Raw genomic sequence first — 17,290 nt, 5'->3', positions numbered from 1 at the left:
AACCGCGGTGGCCGGGAAATGCCACGGCCACCGGTTCTAGCAGTTCACGACATTCTCAGGAAATCCGACTTTCCTGAACAAACGGCTCTGATTAGGCTCGGGTCATGCCCCCAGCACCGCCTCCCGGCCCTCCGCCGCCCGGCCAGGGGGCCACGGCCGAACTCCTGGCCCGGGTGCCGAAGCTGCTGGACGCGATGCGTTCCGTCGGCAGCGGACTGGAGCTGCACTGCACGCTGAACCGGATCTGCGAGACGGCGGCGGACCTGGCGAACGCCCGGTACGCGGCCATCGGCGTCGTCGACGAGGACGGCTACGGCCTCGCCGAGTTCGTGCACCACGGAGTCGACGGGCCGACCGCGCGACGGATCGGCCACCTGCCCGACGGGCACAAGGGCCTGCTGGGAGCCCTCATCCGCGATCCGGAACCGATCCGCCTCACGGACCTGGCCGAGGATCCGCGTTCCTGCGGTTTCCCCCAGCACCACCCGCCGATGCGCAGCTTCCTCGGCGTCCCCATCCGGGTGCAGGGCGAGATCTTCGGCAACCTCTATCTGAGCGAAAAGCTCGCCGGGGAGCCGTTCGACGACTACGACCTCGCGATGGTCCGTGTCCTGGCCACCGAGGCCGGCATCGCGATCGGCAACGCACGGCTGTACGAGGCCGCCCAGCAGCGGGAGCGCTGGATCGACGGGTCGGTCGCCGTCACCACCGCGCTGCTCTCCGGCGGTGACATGGACGAGGCCCTCCAGGTCGTCGCAGAGCAGGCCCGCCGGCTGTCGGGAGCGAGGGCGGGAATCGTACTGCTGCCGGCCGACGGGGGCGGCCTCGAGATCGTGGCCGTCGCCGCACAGCACTCCACGAACGCCCTCGGCACCGTCATCCCGCCGGACAACGGCGTCGTCGCCGAACTGCTGGAGGGCCGCCCGATGTTCGTCGACGACGCTGCCACCGACCCGCGCATGGATGACGGACCGGTGCGCGGCTACGGGCCCGTCATGCTGCTGCCCCTGTGCAGGGACGGGCGGGTCCTCGGAGGGCTCGTCATGCCCCGAGCCCGGGGCGCCCGTCCGTACACGAGGACGGAGCGCGCGCTCGGCGACCGGTTCGCCTCACAGGCGGCGCTGGCCCTGATGATGGCCGACGCCCAACGCGACCGGGAACGGCTCGCGGTCTACGAGGACCGCGACCGCATCGCGCGGGACCTGCACGACCTCGTCATCCAACGGCTGTTCGCCACGGGGATGATGCTGGAGAGTGCCCAGCGCAGGGAGCTCCCGCCCGAGGTGCGTGACGGGGTGGGCGGGGCCGTCGACGAGCTCGACGTCACCATCCAGGAGATCCGCTCCGCGATCTTCGCGCTGCGGCAGCCGGACGAGGCGCCCGAGGGACTGCGCACCCGAGTGCTGCGCGAGATCGCCATGGCCGCCGTGCCGCTCGGCTTCACGCCCTCGCACCGCTTCACAGGCCCGGTCGACACCGCCGTCGGCGACCTGACCGGCAAGAACCTCATCGCCGCGCTGCGCGAGACCCTGTCCAACGCCTTCCGGCACGCCGGCGCGACCCGGATCGAGGTGATGGTCGATGCCACGGTGACGCTGCCGGACGGCCGTCCGGGGGTGCGGCTGACCGTTGCCGACGACGGTATCGGCATTCCCGAGGGCGGTCGGCGCAGTGGCCTGCGCAATCTCGAGCGCCGCGCCGAGACCGTCGGCGGCACCAGTCGGGTCGGGCCGGGGATCGGGAGGGACGGCAGCGGCACGGCGGTCCTGTGGGAGGCCCCGTACTGAGTGCGTCGCCGCGTTGCCCCATGTGCAGCAGCGTTACTGCGCCGTGTGCAGCAACAGGTCCCCCACTCGTACGACCTGAACAAGACCCCGCGCACCCGCTCGGTCCACGATCGCTGACATGCGCTCACCTCGCCGACATCCGCTGCTGGTTCCGGTGCTGCTGTGTGCGCTCGCCGTGCTCGCCGCCCGTCCCACGGACGCCATGGACGGGAACGGTGGCTCCGGCACCGGCACGCAGGTGGCGCGGCTGTACGCGGACGCGGCCAGGGCCACCCGGCAGTACGAGGACGGGCGGCGCGAGGCCGAGGCGCAGCGGTCGAAGGCCCTGGAGTACGAGAAGCGTCTCGACCGACAGCGGCAGAAGATCGACGCCATGCACGAGGACCTGGGCCGGATCGCCAGCGCGCAGTATCGCGGTGCAGGCGGCCTCCCGCTCACCGCGCAGATGCTGCTGGCCGACGATCCCGACGGACTGATGCGCGGTCAGCGCGCTCTGGACCGCGCCGACACGGCCGTGAACAACGCCATCGGCCGGAGTCTGCGGGCCGAGGCGCGGCTGGCGGCCGACGAGGCCAAGGCGCAGGCCGCCTGGCGGGCGCTGGAGGAACGCAACGCGGATCTGGCCGAGTTGAAGAAGGAGATCGAAGGCAAGCTCGAGGCGGCGCGGGCACGCCTGGAGGGGGAGGCGGACGCCTCGGTCTCGGCCGGCTCCTGCCCCGGCGCCGTCCGCCCCGACCAGCCCGACACGGACTTCGGCCGGGACTGGGTCGCGCCCGTCGAGACGTACACGCTGTCGGCGTCCTTCGGCAGCGGCGGGGCACGCTGGGCGAACCGGCACACCGGCCAGGACTTCGCGGTGCCGGTCGGTACACCGGTGCGGTCGGTCGGTGCGGGACGGGTGGTGAAGGTTTCCTGCGGCGGCGCCTTTGGGATGCAGGTCGTGGTCCAGCATGCCGGCGGCTACTACACGCAGTACGCCCATCTCGCCGCGGTCGCCGTCGATCAGGGCGACCGGGTCCGTCCCGGCCAGTGGGTCGGGCAGTCGGGCAGCACCGGCAACTCCACCGGGCCCCATCTGCACTTCGAGGTGCGGGTGACACCGGAGATGGGCTCGGCCCTGGACCCGGTGCCCTGGCTGTCACAGCGTGGGGTGGCCCTGTGACAGCACCGGGCAACGCTGCGGGCGCTCGCTAGGGCAGGTCCGCCAGAATCCGCTCGATGACCACGGCGACCCCGTCGTCGTTGTTGGCGACCGTCCGCCCCGACGCGGCGGCGACCACGTCCGGGTGAGCGTTGCCCATCGCGTACGACCGCCCCGCCCAGGTGAGCATCTCGACGTCGTTCGGCATGTCGCCGAAGGCGACGACCTCCTCGTGCGAGATCCCGCGCTCGGCGCAGCACAGGGCGAGTGTGCTGGCCTTGGAGACGTCCGGACCGCTGATCTCCAGCAGGGCACTGGGGCTGGACCGGGTGACGTTGGCGCGGTCGCCGATGGCGAGGCGCGCCAGCGAGAGGAAGCCGTCGGGGTCCAGCTCGGGGTGGAAGGCAAGGATCTTCAGGACCGGCTCGGCGGCGGCGCGGCCGCCCGGGGCCAGGATCTCCTCGGCGGGCAGGAGGCCGTCGGGGACCTCCATGTGCAGCTTCGGGTACGCCGGCTCCTGGTGGAACCCGTACGTCTGCTCGACCGCGTACACCGTGCCGGGCGCCGCCTCGCGCAGCAGCCGTACGGCGTCCAGCGCGTTCTCCCGGGCCAGCTCGCGGACCTTCACGAAGCGGTGCGCACCGGGGCCGCCGTGGAGGTCGACCACGGCGGCGCCGTTGCCGCAGATGGCGAGTCCGTGTCCATGGACATGGGCACTGACGACGTCCATCCAGCGGGCGGGGCGGCCGGTGACGAAGAAGACCTCGATGCCCGCCTTCTCGGCGGCGGCCAGTGCCGCGACCGTGCGCGGGGAGACCGACTTGTCGTCCCGCAGCAGGGTGCCGTCGAGGTCGGTGGCGATGAGCCGCGGGTGGAGTGCGGCGGCCGGGGGATCGGGCTGTCGGGTCGCTGAGGTCACCCGGTCATTGTCCCGCATATGCCTGCACGCCCGTGCACGACTCCGCACATTTGTGAGCCACGGCTCTCATGCCCGCAGCTGTGCCAGGGACTCCATGGCGATCCGCTCGAAGACCTTCTCGTCCGCCGTGAAGTCCGAATCCGGGATCGGCCAGTGGACGACGAGTTCGGTGAACCCCAGGTCACGGTGGCGGCCGGCGAAGTCGACGAAGGCGTCCACGGACTCCAGTGGCCGACTGCGGTCCGGCGTGAAGCCGGTGAGCAGGACCTTGTCGAGCTCGCCCACGTCCCGGCCGATGGCGGCGCAGGCGTCGGCGAGCTTGTCGGCCTGCGCCCGCAGGGCCCGGTCCGACTGCTCGGGAGTGCCGTGCTCGAAGAGCTTCGGGTCACCGGTGGTCACCCATGCCTGGCCGTACTGCGCGGCGAGTCGCAGCCCGCGCGGCCCGGTCGCGGCCACCGCGAACGGCAGCCGGGGCCGCTGCACACACCCCGGGATGTTGCGGGCCTCGTGGGCCGAGTAGAAGTCGCCCTCGTACGACACCGCGTCCTCGGACAGCAGCCGGTCCAGCAGTGGCAGGAACTCGGCGAACCGGTCGGCCCGCTCACGCGGCGTCCACGGCTCCTGGCCGAGAGCAGTGGCGTCGAAGCCGGTACCGCCCGCTCCTATGCCGAGCGTGACCCGGCCGCCGGAGATGTCGTCGAGGGAGATCAGCTCCTTGGCGAGCGTCACCGGGTGCCGGAAGTTGGGGGAGGTCACCAGGGTGCCGAGGCGCAGTCGCTCGGTGGCGGACGCGGCGGCGGTAAGTGTGGGCACGGCGCCGAACCACGGGCCGTCCCGGAAACTCCGCCAGGACAGGTGGTCATAGGTGTACGCGGTGTGGAAACCGAGCTGCTCGGCGCGTGTCCAGGCCGAACGGCCGCCCTCGTGCCAGCGGCGGTACGGGAGGATCACGGTGCTCAGGCGCAGGGTCATGCCTCCGAGCCTAAGCGGCACCCGGGGTTTCACGTGAAACATTCACGGGCGTCACCGCACGCGGCTGCTCAGCCACGGGGTGAGCAGGATCATCGGGACGAACTCTTTGTGGGTGCGGTCGCCCGGCAGCGGCACGATCAGACGGTAGGCCGGTGGGAAGCGGCGCCCCTTGACGTAGGCGAGACCGCCGAAGACGGAGCGCAGGAACGCGGGTACGTCGTCGCGCGGGATGTCGGGGCACTCGACGCCCTCGACATCGATGAGGGCGTCGCCCTCGTGGAAGAGCCGGACGCTCACCCGAGGTACCCCGCCGAACTCGACGAAGGCCTCATGAGGGATGGAGCCGTCGGTGTCGACGACCACTCCCACACCCGCGGCGCTGCGGCGGGAGGTCTGGTCGGCGCCGATGTCGTCGGTGACCTCGATCTCCAGCGCGTACTCCTCGGCTATGGCGCGGAGGGCGGTGACGGCGGCTTGGGTGGTGGGCAACTGCATGCCGCCGATCATGCGGTATCAGTGCCGGGCGGGAAAGCGCAGATACCGTGGCGGCACCGCCTTCGTCAGCCAGACCCCGTTGGCACTGACATGGAAGACATGGCCGTCGTGGTGCATGGCGGCGGCGTCCACCGACAGTACGACCGGTCGGCCGCGTCGGGCGCCGACCCGGGTCGCGGTCTCGCGATCCGACGAGAGATGCACGTCGTGCCGGTTCATCGGCCGCAGCCCCTCGGTGCGGATGGCGTCCAGATACCGGGCGACGGTCCCGTGGTAGAGGTACGGCGGTGGGGTAGCCGGGGGCAGTCCGAGGTCCACCTCGATGCTGTGGCCCTGGCTGGCGCGGATGCGGGTGCCCTCGACCGCGAAGCGTTGCTTGTCGTTGGTGGCGACCACGTGGTCGAGCTCTTCGCGGGTGAAACGGAAGCCGTGCGCGGCCGCCGCGGTGATGAGCGTGTCGATCTCGACCCAGCCGGCCTCGTCCGGCGTGAGTCCGAGTCTCTCCGGCTGATGGCGCAGATGCTTCGACAGGTACTTGGACACCTTCACGGTGCGTCTGTCGTCCATGGGTTCCTGGTGCATGGAGTCAGCCTGCCGAGAGAGACGCGCGTCACGCGAACGATTTATGTTCCGAGGTTTGATCCACAGTCAAGTGCGGTTATCCACAGGGCGATTGGGCCCTCCTGTGGAAACTAGACCGGCGGTCTCACCCGAGCGGCTCTCCTCAACGCCCGGGGGAAGAAGCGGGACATGAGGTGGGCGCCGCGTGCCTCCGGCGTCACCGGCACCACGGCCCGGTTGTGCGCGACCGCATCCAGAACGGCGTCGGCGACCTTCTCCGGCGGATAGTTGCGCAGCCCGTACAGCCGTGCCGTGCGCCGCTGAAGCCGCTTCTCCTCTTCGGCGTCGACGCCTGCGAAGCGCGCTGTCGATGTGATGTCGGTGTTGACGAGGCCGGGGCAGATCGCCGTGACGCCGATCCCCTGCTCGGCCAGTTCGGCGCGCAGACACTCGCTGAGCGTCAGTACGGCCGCCTTGGAGGTGCTGTAGGCGGGCAGCGCCCGGGAGGGCAGGAACGCCGCCGCCGACGCGACGTTGACGATGTGGCCACCCTGCCCGCGGGCGGCCATCCGCCCGCCGAACAGGCGGCAGCCGTGGATCACGCCCCACAGGTTGACGTCCAGGACCTTCTTCCAGTCCTGCGGTGTGGTGTCGAAGAAGGAGCCCGACAGGCCGATCCCGGCGTTGTTCACCAGAATGTCCACCACGCCGTACTCTGCGGCGACCCTGGCCGCGAGATCCTCCATGGCCCGCTCGTCGGAAACGTCGACGGTCTCGGCCCAGGCCGACGGCGCGCCGATCAGCCGGGACAGCTCCGCGGTGCGGACGGCGGCCTCGGCGTTGCGGTCGACGGCCACCACGCGAGCGCCGGCCTCGGCGAACGCCAGCGCGGTCGCCCGCCCGATGCCGGCTCCCGCTCCCGTGACCAGCACCAGCTGCCCGCCGAAGCGATCGGCGTGCTTCCCGCTCGCTGCGGTTCCGGGCCGTCCTGCGTCGACGGCGGTGACGAACTCCGTGATCCAGCCCGCCAGCCGGTCCGGCCGGGTCCGCGGCACCCAGTGCTTGGCGGGCAGCGTGCGACGGGTCAGCCGCGGCACCCACCGCTCCAGCTCGTCGTAGAGCCGCTCGGAGAGGAAGGCGTCCTCCAGCGGGGTGATGAGCTGTACCGGGGCATGCGCGTGGGCGTCATCACGCGGGCGGCGCAGCCGGGGCCGGACGTTGTCCCGGTACAGCCACGCCCCGTGTGCCGCGTCCGTCGGCAGTGAGGAGGTCGGGTAGTCGCCGCCGGGAACCTTCTCGACACGCCGCAGGATGCCCGGCCAGAGCCTGCCGAGCGGTCCGCGCCAGGCCAGTTCGGGCAGTACCGGCGCGTGCAGCAGGTACACGTACCAGGACTTGGCTCCCTGGCCGAGGAGCTGGCCCACCCGACGCGGGGTGGGGCGCCTCAGGCGCCTGTTGATCCAGTGCCCGAAGTGGTCCAGAGACGGTCCGGACATCGAGGTGAAGGACGCGATGCGGCCCTCGGTCCGCTCGACCGTGACGAACTCCCAGGACTGCACCGACCCCCAGTCGTGGCCCACCAGGTGCACGGGCCGGTCCGGGCTGACCGCGTCCGCGACGGCCAGGAAGTCGTCCGTCAACTTCTCCAGCGTGAACCCGCCGCGCAGCGGGCTCGGCGCGGTGGACCGGCCGTGGCCCCGGACGTCGTAGAGGACCACGTGGAAGCGGTCGGCGAGGCGGGCGGCCACCTCTGACCAGACTTCCTTGCTGTCCGGATAACCGTGTACGAGGACGACCGTGAGGTGGAGCGGGTCGCCCAGCTCGGCCACGCACAGTTCCACCTCGCCCGAGCGCACCCAGCGCTGCCGCGCACCGTCCAGCACCGTGATCTCCCCTCCGACGGCGACGCCGCCGAATCTCCCAGTTGTTAGACCTGGCGTCAACAGGTCATGGGTACGGCTCCTGTCCTCTCCTCCCGTAGCACTCAGGCAGGGCATCCCCTACGGGCCCGTACTACTCGAGACTGACGCGAAGACGGCTCTCCGGTCTGACGACCGCAGTGGCGCCCGTCACTACTGTCATGGATGTGACTGTGATCGCGACCGAAAGCCTGAGCAAGCGGTTCCCCCGGGTGACCGCGCTCGACCGGCTCTCCGTGGACGTCGGACCCGGTGTGACCGGACTCGTCGGGGCCAACGGCGCCGGCAAGTCCACCCTGATCAAGATCCTTCTGGGTCTGTCTCCCGCCACCGAGGGCCGGGCCGAAGTGCTCGGACTCGACGTCGCCACCAAGGGCGCCGACATCCGCGAGCGAGTCGGCTACATGCCGGAGCACGACTGCCTGCCACCCGACGTCTCGGCCACCGAGTTCGTCGTCCACATGGCGCGCATGTCCGGCCTGCCGCCCACCGCCGCCCGCGAACGCACGGCGGACACCCTGCGCCACGTCGGCCTGTACGAGGAGCGCTACCGTCCCATCGGCGGCTACTCCACCGGCATGAAACAGCGCGTGAAACTGGCGCAGGCCCTGGTCCACGACCCCCAACTGGTCTTCCTCGACGAGCCGACCAACGGCCTCGACCCGGTCGGCCGCGACGAGATGCTCGGCCTCATCCGCCGCATCCACACCGACTTCGGCATCTCCGTCCTGGTCACCTCGCACCTGCTGGGCGAACTGGAACGCACCTGCGACCACGTCGTCGTCGTGGACGGCGGAAAGCTGCTGCGCTCCAGTTCCACCACCGACTTCACCCAGACCACGACGACCCTCGCGATCGAGGTCACCGACACCGACGAGCACCCCGACGGCACCCGCACGGTGCGCGACGCGCTCCACGCGCGCGGTGTGACCGTCCAGGACGGCAGCGGCCTGCCGGGCGCCGGCCATGTCCTGCTGCTCACCACGTCGGGCGAGGAGACCTACGACCTGGTCCGGGACGTCATCGCCGACCTGGGCCTCGGCCTGGTGCGCATGGAACAGCGCCGGCACCACATCTCGGAGGTCTTCAAGGACAGCGACGCAGAACGGAAGGAGGCGGTCGGCCATGGCAACTGAGCAGCCCGTAGCCACTGCGGCGGGTGACCAGACCCGCATCCACAACATCGGCTACCGCAACTACGACGGCCCCCGCCTCGGCCGCGCCTACGCCCGCCGTTCGCTGTACTCGCAGTCCCTTCGCGGTGCCTACGGCCTCGGCCGCTCGGCGAAGTCCAAGGTCCTGCCCATGCTGCTGTTCGTGGTGATGTGCCTGCCCGCGGCCATCATGGTCGCCGTGGCCGTCGCCACCAAGGCGAACGACCTGCCGCTGGACTACACCCGCTACGCGATCGTCCTCCAGGCCGTGATCAGCCTCTACGTCGCCTCGCAGGCCCCCCAGTCCGTCTCCCGCGACCTGCGCTTCAAGACCGTGCCGCTGTACTTCTCACGGCCCATAGAGACCGCCGACTACGTACGCGCCAAGTACGCGTCGCTGGCCTCGGCCCTGTTCATCCTCACCGCCGCACCGCTGCTGGTGCTCTACGTGGGCGCGCTGCTCGCCAAACTCGACTTCGCGGACCAGACCAAGGGATTCGCACAGGGACTCGTCTCCGTGGCACTGCTCTCGCTCCTCTTCGCCGGCCTCGGCCTGGTCGTCGCGTCGGTCACCCCGCGCCGCGGCTTCGGCATCGCGGCCGTCATCGCCGTCCTGACCATCACCTACGGCGCGGTCTCCACGCTCCAGGCCATCGCGGACGTCCAGGGCAGCACGGGCGCCGTCGCCTGGATCGGCCTCTTCTCGCCGATCACCCTCATCGACGGAGTCCAGTCGGCCTTCCTGGGCGCCACCTCGGCCTTCCCCGGCGGGGTCGGCCCGAGCAACGCCGAGGGCGCGGTCTACGTCCTCGTCACCCTCGGCCTGATCTCCGGCGCCTACGGCCTGCTGATGCGCCGCTACAAGAAGGTGGGACTGTGACCACGCCCGTCCCGTCGCCCGCCACCACCCTTCCAAGGAACGGGCTGCGCCCATGAGCACTCTCTCCATCGACCACGTCTCGCGCTGGTTCGGCAACGTGGTCGCCGTCAACGACGTCACCATGACGATCGGCCCCGGCGTCACCGGCCTGCTCGGCCCCAACGGCGCGGGAAAGTCCACCCTCATCAACATGATGGGCGGCTTCCTGGCCCCCTCCACCGGCAGCGTCACCCTCGACGGACAGCCCGTGTGGCGCAACGAGGCCATCTACAAGCACATCGGCATCGTCCCCGAGCGGGAGGCGATGTACGACTTCCTGACCGGCCGGGAGTTCGTCCTCGCCAACGCCGAACTGCACGGCCTCGGCGCCAAGGCGGCCCAGGAAGCGCTCGCCACGGTCGAGATGGAGTACGCGCAGGACCGCAAGATCGCCACCTACTCCAAGGGCATGCGGCAGCGCGTGAAGATGGCCAGCGCCCTCGTGCACAGCCCCTCCCTGCTCCTGCTCGACGAGCCGTTCAACGGCATGGACCCGCGCCAGCGCATGCAGCTGATGGATCTGCTGCGGCGCATGGGCGACGAGGGCCGCACCGTGCTGTTCTCCTCGCACATCCTCGAAGAGGTCGAGCAGCTCGCCTGGCACATCGAGGTGATCGTCGCCGGGCGGCACGCGGCCAGCGGTGACTTCCGCAAGATCCGCCGCCTGATGACCGACCGGCCGCACCGCTACCTGGTGCGTTCCAGTGACGACCGGGCCCTCGCGGCGGCGCTGATCGCGGACCCGTCGACGTCCGGCATCGAGGTCGACCTCACCGAGGGCGCCCTGCGCATCCAGGCCGTCGACTTCGGCCGTTTCACGGCCCTGCTGCCCAAGGTCGCCCGCGACCACGGCATCCGGCTGCTCACGGTCTCGCCGTCCGACGAGTCCCTCGAGTCCGTCTTCTCGTACCTCGTCGCGGCGTAGGAGGCCGAAGAATGTACGACCCCACAGTCGCCCGGCTCACCTACCGAGCTCTGCTCGGCCGCCGCCGGGCCCTCATCCTGGGCGCCCTGCCCCTGCTGCTGCTCGTCATCGCCGTGGCGGTGCGTGCGCTCGCCGGAGCCGACGACCAGACCGCGACGGACGTGCTCGGCGGATTCGCGCTCGCCACCATGGTGCCGATCATCGGCGTCATCGCAGGCACCGGCGCCATCGGCCCGGAGATCGACGACGGCTCGGTGGTGTACCTGCTGTCCAAGCCGATCAAGCGGCCGACGATCATATTCACCAAGCTGATCGTCGCCATCACCGTGACGATGGTCTTCTCCGCCGTGCCCACGCTTCTCGCGGGGCTGATCCTCAACGGCAACGGCCAGCAGGTCGCCGTCGCCTACACGATCGCCGCGCTCGTCGCCTCCATCGCCTACGCGGCACTGTTCCTCCTGCTGGGCACGGTGTCCCGGCACGCGGTGGTCTTCGGGCTGGTCTACGCCCTCGTCTGGGAGGCCCTGTTCGGCTCCCTGGTCCCCGGCGCCCGCACGCTGAGCGTCCAGCAGTGGTCGCTGGCGGTGGCCCAGAAGGTGGCCGACGGAAACCTGGTCACCTCGGACGTCGGCCTGCCGACCGCGACGGTGCTGCTGGCAGCGGTCACCGTGCTGGCCACTTGGTACGCCGGTCAGAAGCTGCGGTCGCTGACGCTCGCCGGGGAGGAGTGACCGCGCGATGACCTGACGGGGCCTTGACCTCGGCCCGGGCACACTGGGCCGAGGCACAAGCGGAGGAAACACCCGGGGGAACGCAGGGCTGGGAGGAACCGGAATGGCGGACCAGGCACCTCAACGGGACGATCACGAGCAGCCGCAGCACGGCCTCACCTCAGACGCTCCGAACGACTCCGACACGACCGGTGCCGTCCCCCTCGGCAACGCTCCGACCGGGACTGCTCCCACCGGCAATGCTCCGGCCGACGACAGCCCCCCGGGCCAGGGACGTGACGGTCGCGACGACCCCTGGGACGGCCTCGTCCTGGACGAGGACTTCATACGCGACGCCGGGAGCTCCGAGCCGTCGGCCCGCGCGCGGATGCTGTCCGCCCGCTGGCGCCGGGCGCAGCCGGAACCCCAGCCGTGGCGCTCCGACGAGCCGCCCGCCGGGTGGTTCTTCAGCAAGGGCCGACGCCGCAGGTGGCGGCGGCGGTAACGCGCCGTACGTCCGCTTTTAATCGGTGGCGCCCGGCTTTCCGTACCGGCACTGTGGTGGATGCACGAGGCCGGACGGCACCGGCGAAATCGGGCAGCCGCTTCGAGCACGCCGGCCGTCTCTCGCGAGACACCTGGCGTGGGCCGCCCGACGGGGACGTCGGCGCCGTCCGGACCGTACGTGAGGCGGCGTTCTCCGCGCGCGGGACCGCCGACAGCTCGCGGGCGGATCGCGGACGAGGGGCGGCGGCGTCAGGCCGACAGCCGCTCCAGCACCACCGCGATGCCGTCTTCGTCGTTGGAGGACGTCACCTCGTCGGCCACCGCCTTCAGCTCCTCGTGGGCGTTGGCCATCGCCACGCCCCGGGCGGCCCAGCCGAACATCGGGATGTCGTTGGGCATGTCGCCGAAGGCGATCGTGTCCGCGGCCTTCAGACCGAGCCGGCGCGCCGCCAGCGACAGCCCGGTGGCCTTGGACAGCCCCAGGGGCAGCAGTTCGACGATGCCCGCGCCGGCCATCGTCACGGTGACGAAGCCGCCCGCCGTGCGCCTGGCGGCCTCGGCCAGTTCGTCGTCCGACAGGGTCGGATGCTGGATGTAGATCTTGTTCAGCGGCGCCGACCACAGGTCAGAGGCGTCGGTGAACGGCACCGCGGGCAGGTTGCCCCCGACCGAGTAGCCCGGGCCGACCAGGACGTCGCCGTCCAGGCCGTCACGGCTCGCCGCGAGGTACAGCGGTCCGGTCTCCGCCTCGATCTTGGCCAGCGCCACCCCGGCCAGCTGGCGGTCCAGCGTGACCGAGGTCAGCAGCCGGTGCTCGCCGGCGTGGTAGACCTGCGCGCCCTGACCGCAGACGGCCAGTCCGTCGTAGCCGAGGTCGTCGAGGATGTGCCGGGTCCACGGGACCGCGCGGCCGGTGACCACGATGTGGGCCGCGCCCGCCGCGGTGGCCGCGGCGAGCGCATCCCGGGTCCGCTGCGAGATCGTGTCGTCGCCACGCAGCAGCGTGCCGTCGAGATCGGTGGCGATCAGCCGGTACGGGAAACCACCCGGGGAGCCGGCGTCGGTCGCCGTGACGGAGGCGGTGTCACTCACTTGGCCACCGGTTCCAGGACCTCCCGGCCGCCCAGGTACGGGCGCAGCACCTCGGGCACGCGCACCGACCCGTCGGCCTGCTGGTGGTTCTCCAGGATCGCCACGATCGTGCGCGGTACGGCGCACAGCGTGCCGTTCAGCGTGGCCAGCGGGCGCACCTTCTTGTCCTCGCGGACGCGGATCGACAGCCGGCGGGACTGGAACTCGGTGCAGTCCGAGGTCGAGGTCAGCTCGCGGTACTTGCCCTGGGTCGGGATCCAGGCCTCGCAGTCGTACTTGCGCGACGCGGAGGAGCCCAGGTCGGCGGAGGCCACGTCGATGACCCGGAACGGCAGCTCCAGCGACGTCAGCCACTGCTTCTCCCACTCCAGCAGGCGCTGGTGCTCGGCCTGCGAGTCCTCGGGGAGGACGTAGGAGAACATCTCGACCTTGTCGAACTGGTGCACGCGGAAGATGCCCCGCGTGTCCTTTCCGTGCGAACCCGCCTCGCGGCGGAAGCAGGGCGAGAAGCCGGCGTAGCGCAGCGGAAGGCGGTCGGCGTCGATGATCTCGTCCATGTGGTACGCCGCCAGCGGCACCTCCGACGTGCCGACCAGGTACAGGTCGTCCTTGTCGAGGTGATAGACGTCCTGCGCGGCCTGGCCGAGGAAACCGGTGCCGGCCATGGACTGCGGGCGCACCAACGCCGGCGTCAGCATCGGCGTGAAGCCGGCCGCCGTGGCCTGCGCGATCGCCGCGTTGACCAGGGCAAGCTCCAGGAGCGCGCCGACGCCCGTCAGGAAGTAGAAACGCGAGCCGGAGACCTTGGCGCCGCGCTCGACGTCGATGGCGCCGAGCAGCTGGCCCAGCTCCAGGTGGTCCCGGGGTTCGAAGCCCTCGGCCGCGAAATCGCGGTGCGTGCCATGCGTCTCCAGGGTGACGAAGTCCTCCTCGCCGCCGACGGGGACGTCGGGGTGGACCAGGTTGCCGAGCCGCTGGAGCAGTTCCTGGGTCTCGGCGTCGGCCGCGTCGCGCTCGGCGTCGGCCGCCTTGACGTCGGCGGCGAGCTGGCTCGCCCGCTTCAGCAGCTCGGCCTTCTCGTCCCCGGAGGCCTTGCCGATGAGCTTGCCGAGGCCCTTCTGCTCGTTGCGCAGCTCGTCGAAGCGGACGCCGGACGACCTGCGCCGCTCGTCGGCAGACAGGAGGGAGTCGACGAGCGCGACGTCCTCTCCACGGGCGCGCTGGGACGCGCGCACACGGTCGGGGTCCTCACGGAGCAGGCGAAGGTCAATCACGCGGTCAAGGCTACCGGTGTGCGGTGACGGCTCTCGACTCACTATTGCCGATCGCGGGTCTCGCGTTCCGTTTTGTGGGTATTGCCCGTTGTGTACGCCTCGCATGGATCGTGGTGCGACTGTCAATAAGGGGTGTCCCATTCCCTGGAACGAGCCAGTCGGAGGGTGGTGGGTTGACCGGATTTCCTTGTGGAGGACGGGACTTGGGCGGTCGGCGTCCACCGAAATCCACAGCCTGGAAAAGTTATCCACAGGCTGTGCGAAAGATCTGTGGACTCACGGAATTGATCATTCCTAATTCCGGGAGAGGATGGGTTCAAACCCTTCACGCGCCCACTTTCGAGTGAAAACGGGGCACCCGGTGTCACTCCGGAGTATGGCGGGCGAGAAACAGGTGGACGATGGGTGACCTGCGACTCTGTGGACGAAGTGGGTGCCTGTGGGGTGATTTGTCGACTGAATGGCGGTTCGTTGTCGACTTGTCCCCAGGTCGAGAAGCGGACCTGTGGATAACTTCTGTGGACAACGACAATCAGCAGGTACGACGTACGACTGGCCGATTCCGACCGGTCAGAAACGGCCGTCCTGGCAGCGCGCCACCCAGTCCGCCGCCGCGGCGAACTCCTCGTCCGAGGTTCCCGGCCGCAGCGGGTCCACGTTCGCCGGTGTGACCTCCGCGCGCGGGTACGACCCGAGGTAGCGCACCTGGAGGCAGGACCGCTTGAGACCCATCAGGGCATCGGCGACCCGGCGGTCGGAGATGTGCCCTTCCGCGTCGATGCAGAAGCAGTAGTTGCCGATGCCGGCGCCGGTGGGCCGGGACTGGAGCAGCATCAGGTTGACACCCCGGGTGGCGAACTCGCCCAGCAGGTCGCGCAGGCCGCCGGGGTGGTCGTCGCGCTGCCAGAGCACGACGGAGGTCTTGTCCGCGCCGGTCGGTGCCGCGGGCCGGGCCGGACGGCCCACCAGCACGAAGCGCGTCTGGGCGTTCTCGGCGTCGTGGATGTCGGACTCCAGCACTTCCAGTCCGTAGCGGCCCGCGGCGAACTCGCCGGCGAAGGCCGCGTCGTACCGGCCTTCCTGCACCAGACGGGCGCCGTCCGCGTTGGAGGCGGCCGACTCCCAGGCGGCGTCCGGGAGGTGGGCCTTGAGCCAGTTGCGTACCTGGGGCTGGGCCGCCGGGTGGGCGGTGACCGTCTTGATGTCGGACAGCTCGGTGCCCGGGCGGACCAGCAGCGCGAAGGTGATGGAGAGCAGCACTTCGCGGTAGATCATCAGCGGCTGGCCGGCGACCAGCTCGTCGAGGGTCGTGGTGATGCCGCCCTCGACGGAGTTCTCGATCGGCACGAACGCGGCCTCGGCCTCGCCGGTGCGCACCGCGTCGAGCGCGGACTGGACGGACACGTACGGGACCAGCTCCCGTGTCGCCGTCTCCGGGAGTGTGCGCAGGGCGACTTCGGTGAAGGTGCCTTCGGGACCGAGATACGCGTAACTGGCTGGCATGTCCTCACCCTAATGGGCCCCGGGAGGGGCGGCTGACGCATCTCCCGCGGGCCCCTCCCCGGGGTGAAGCGCGGCCGGTTCACCCCTCCAGCAGCCGTTGGCCGACGTACTCTCCCTCCGCGGCCCCGCCCGGCACCGCGAACAGTCCGCTCGCCTCGTGCCGGATGAACTGCGACAGGGCGTCCCCCCGGTCCAGCTTGCGCTGCACCGGGACGAAACCGCGCAGCGGGTCGGCCTGCCAGCAGATGAAGAGCAGCCCGGCGTCCGGGACACCGTCGGCGTCGAAGCCGTCGTGGTAGGAGAAGGGCCGCCGGACCATGGCCGCGCCGCCGTTCTGGTCGGGGCGGGTGATGCGGGCGTGGGCGTTGATGGGAACGACCAGCCGGCCCGCCTCGTCCGTCTTCCCCAGATCCATCTCGGTCGTCTCGCTGCCCCCGGACAACGGCGCCCCGTCGGACTTGCGGCGCCCGATGACCTCCTCCTGGGCCTTGAGCGAGAGCTTCTCCCAGTCGTCGAGCAGCATGCGGATGCGGCGTACGACGGCGTAGGAGCCGTTCGCCATCCATGCCGGCTCGTTCTTCCCGTCGTGCCCGGGGTTCTCGGGGACGAAGATCCGCTGGTCGAAGTCGGTGTCGGACGGCTTCGGGTTGCGGGTGCCGTCGACCTGGCCCATGAGGTTGCGGGCCGTCATGGGGTGGGCGGTGGCGCCCGGCGAACGGTTGAAGCCGTTCATCTGCCAGCGGACGCGGGCGGCCGATCCGGCGTCCTTCTGGATCGCGCGCAGGGCGTGGAAGGCGACCAGGGCGTCGTCGGCACCGATCTGCACCCAGAGGTCGCCGTTGCTGCGGTTCTTGTCGAGGTGGTCGGAGGAGAAGTCGGGCAGCGGGTCGAGGGCGATCGGGCGCTGCTTCTCCAGGCCGGTCCGCGCGAAGAAGCTGTGCCCGAATCCGAAGGTGACGGTCAGGGAGGAGGGTCCCGCGTCCCGGGCCACGTCCGTGTCGCCGGACCCGGCCGGTTCCCCCGCCATCAGCCGCCGCGCGGTGTCGGACCAGCGGCGCAGCAGCGCGGCGGCCTCCTTGCGGCCGGCGCCCGCCGCCAGATCGAAGGCGACGAGGTGGCCGCGGGCCTGCATCGGTGTGGTGATGCCGGGCTGATGTTTCCCGTGAAACATCACCTGCTCGCTCCCCACCGAGGTGAGCGGAGTGGCCGCCGAGGACGGAGCGGCGGCGTAGCCGGCGGCGGCGCCCGCCGCGCCGAGTACGAGCCCGGTGGCACCGGCGGTGCCGAGCAGCCGCCGTCGTGAGATGCCCTCGCGGGCGGTGCCCTGGGCGTCGACGGGCCCGGACCCGCCGGGCGTCCCACTGGTCGCCTCGGGGGTGCGGGCGTCCGGAATGGACTGGTCAGCCATGGTG

15 protein-coding genes and 1 pseudogene are annotated in these 17,290 nt (G+C 70.8%); 7 read left to right on the top strand and 9 right to left on the bottom strand.

All coding sequences use genetic code 11. The annotated features are described in order from the left end of the window. Window positions 1–104 precede the first annotated feature (104 nt). Both ACLIN4_RS17310 and ACLIN4_RS17305 read left to right on the top strand, forming a co-directional pair. Window positions 105–1,787, top strand: a complete 1,683-nt coding sequence (locus ACLIN4_RS17310; protein ID WP_411575984.1) for a GAF domain-containing sensor histidine kinase — start codon at window positions 105–107, stop codon at window positions 1,785–1,787. A 118-nt stretch (window positions 1,788–1,905) separates the two neighbouring features. Next, window positions 1,906–2,949, top strand: coding sequence for a M23 family metallopeptidase (locus ACLIN4_RS17305; RefSeq protein WP_289909032.1), 1,044 nt, complete (start codon window positions 1,906–1,908; stop codon window positions 2,947–2,949). Between the two features lie 28 nt (window positions 2,950–2,977). Here the strand turns inward: ACLIN4_RS17305 and ACLIN4_RS17300 are convergent, their stop codons facing one another. The 5 genes from ACLIN4_RS17300 to ACLIN4_RS17280 all read right to left on the bottom strand — a co-directional run bounded on the left by ACLIN4_RS17300 (window position 2,978) and on the right by ACLIN4_RS17280 (window position 7,764). After that, window positions 2,978–3,865, bottom strand: a complete 888-nt coding sequence (locus tag ACLIN4_RS17300) for an HAD family hydrolase (RefSeq protein WP_411575983.1) — start codon at window positions 3,863–3,865, stop codon at window positions 2,978–2,980. A gap of 48 nt (window positions 3,866–3,913) precedes the next feature. Beyond that, window positions 3,914–4,819, bottom strand: a complete 906-nt coding sequence (locus tag ACLIN4_RS17295; protein ID WP_381910793.1) for an LLM class flavin-dependent oxidoreductase — start codon at window positions 4,817–4,819, stop codon at window positions 3,914–3,916. Window positions 4,820–4,870: 51 nt separating this feature from the next. Then, window positions 4,871–5,326, bottom strand: a complete 456-nt coding sequence (locus ACLIN4_RS17290) for a hypothetical protein (protein WP_289909031.1) — start codon at window positions 5,324–5,326, stop codon at window positions 4,871–4,873. 6 nt (window positions 5,327–5,332) lie between these two features. After that, the gene (locus tag ACLIN4_RS17285) at window positions 5,333–5,881 is read right to left on the bottom strand and encodes an RNA 2'-phosphotransferase (protein ID WP_107476859.1); all 549 of its coding nucleotides are present in this window, start codon (window positions 5,879–5,881) and stop codon (window positions 5,333–5,335) included. A 125-nt stretch (window positions 5,882–6,006) separates the two neighbouring features. Beyond that, window positions 6,007–7,764, bottom strand: a complete 1,758-nt coding sequence (locus tag ACLIN4_RS17280; protein WP_289909065.1) for an SDR family oxidoreductase — start codon at window positions 7,762–7,764, stop codon at window positions 6,007–6,009. A 203-nt stretch (window positions 7,765–7,967) separates the two neighbouring features. On the opposite strand from ACLIN4_RS17280, the gene ACLIN4_RS17275 reads away from it, so the two are divergent. The 5 genes and pseudogenes from ACLIN4_RS17275 to ACLIN4_RS17255 all read left to right on the top strand — a co-directional run. Continuing rightward, window positions 7,968–8,930 carry an ABC transporter ATP-binding protein gene (locus tag ACLIN4_RS17275; RefSeq protein ID WP_107476860.1) on the top strand — a complete coding sequence of 321 codons (963 nt, stop codon included), beginning with the start codon at window positions 7,968–7,970 and terminating at the stop codon, window positions 8,928–8,930. Further along, window positions 8,920–9,828, top strand: a complete 909-nt coding sequence (locus ACLIN4_RS17270; protein ID WP_107476861.1) for a hypothetical protein — start codon at window positions 8,920–8,922, stop codon at window positions 9,826–9,828. Before ACLIN4_RS17275 ends, ACLIN4_RS17270 begins: the two co-directional genes overlap by 11 nt. Before the next feature lie 52 nt (window positions 9,829–9,880). Further along, window positions 9,881–10,792 (top strand): ABC transporter ATP-binding protein, encoded by a 912-nt coding sequence (locus tag ACLIN4_RS17265; protein WP_100045374.1) that lies wholly within the window; start codon window positions 9,881–9,883, stop codon window positions 10,790–10,792. Window positions 10,793–10,803: 11 nt separating this feature from the next. Then, window positions 10,804–11,523, top strand: coding sequence for an ABC transporter permease subunit (locus ACLIN4_RS17260; RefSeq protein WP_411575982.1), 720 nt, complete (start codon window positions 10,804–10,806; stop codon window positions 11,521–11,523). Between the two features lie 286 nt (window positions 11,524–11,809). Then, window positions 11,810–12,007 (top strand): annotated as a pseudogene (locus tag ACLIN4_RS17255) (hypothetical protein); the annotation flags it as partial. Between the two features lie 251 nt (window positions 12,008–12,258). On the opposite strand, the gene ACLIN4_RS17250 reads toward ACLIN4_RS17255, so the two are convergent. The 4 genes from ACLIN4_RS17250 to efeB all read right to left on the bottom strand — a co-directional run bounded on the left by ACLIN4_RS17250 (window position 12,259) and on the right by efeB (window position 17,286). Beyond that, window positions 12,259–13,101 (bottom strand): HAD family hydrolase, encoded by an 843-nt coding sequence (locus ACLIN4_RS17250; protein ID WP_107476863.1) that lies wholly within the window; start codon window positions 13,099–13,101, stop codon window positions 12,259–12,261. Continuing rightward, entirely contained in the window at window positions 13,098–14,375 is a 1,278-nt protein-coding gene (gene serS / locus ACLIN4_RS17245) for a serine--tRNA ligase (protein ID WP_100045372.1), read from the bottom strand. The genes ACLIN4_RS17250 and serS overlap by 4 nt, the downstream gene beginning before the upstream one ends. 570 nt (window positions 14,376–14,945) lie before the next feature. Beyond that, the gene (gene pheA, locus ACLIN4_RS17240) at window positions 14,946–15,878 is read right to left on the bottom strand and encodes a prephenate dehydratase (RefSeq protein ID WP_381942747.1); all 933 of its coding nucleotides are present in this window, start codon (window positions 15,876–15,878) and stop codon (window positions 14,946–14,948) included. Window positions 15,879–15,957: 79 nt separating this feature from the next. Next, entirely contained in the window at window positions 15,958–17,286 is a 1,329-nt protein-coding gene (efeB, locus tag ACLIN4_RS17235; RefSeq protein ID WP_411575981.1) for an iron uptake transporter deferrochelatase/peroxidase subunit, read from the bottom strand. Window positions 17,287–17,290 lie beyond the last annotated feature (4 nt).

The sequence above is a fragment of the Streptomyces mutabilis genome (genome assembly GCF_046628145.1).
Taxonomy (GTDB): domain Bacteria; phylum Actinomycetota; class Actinomycetes; order Streptomycetales; family Streptomycetaceae; genus Streptomyces; species Streptomyces mutabilis.
The sequence above is the reverse complement of the archived record's forward strand: the minus strand, read 5'-3'. Positions and strand labels throughout refer to the sequence as shown.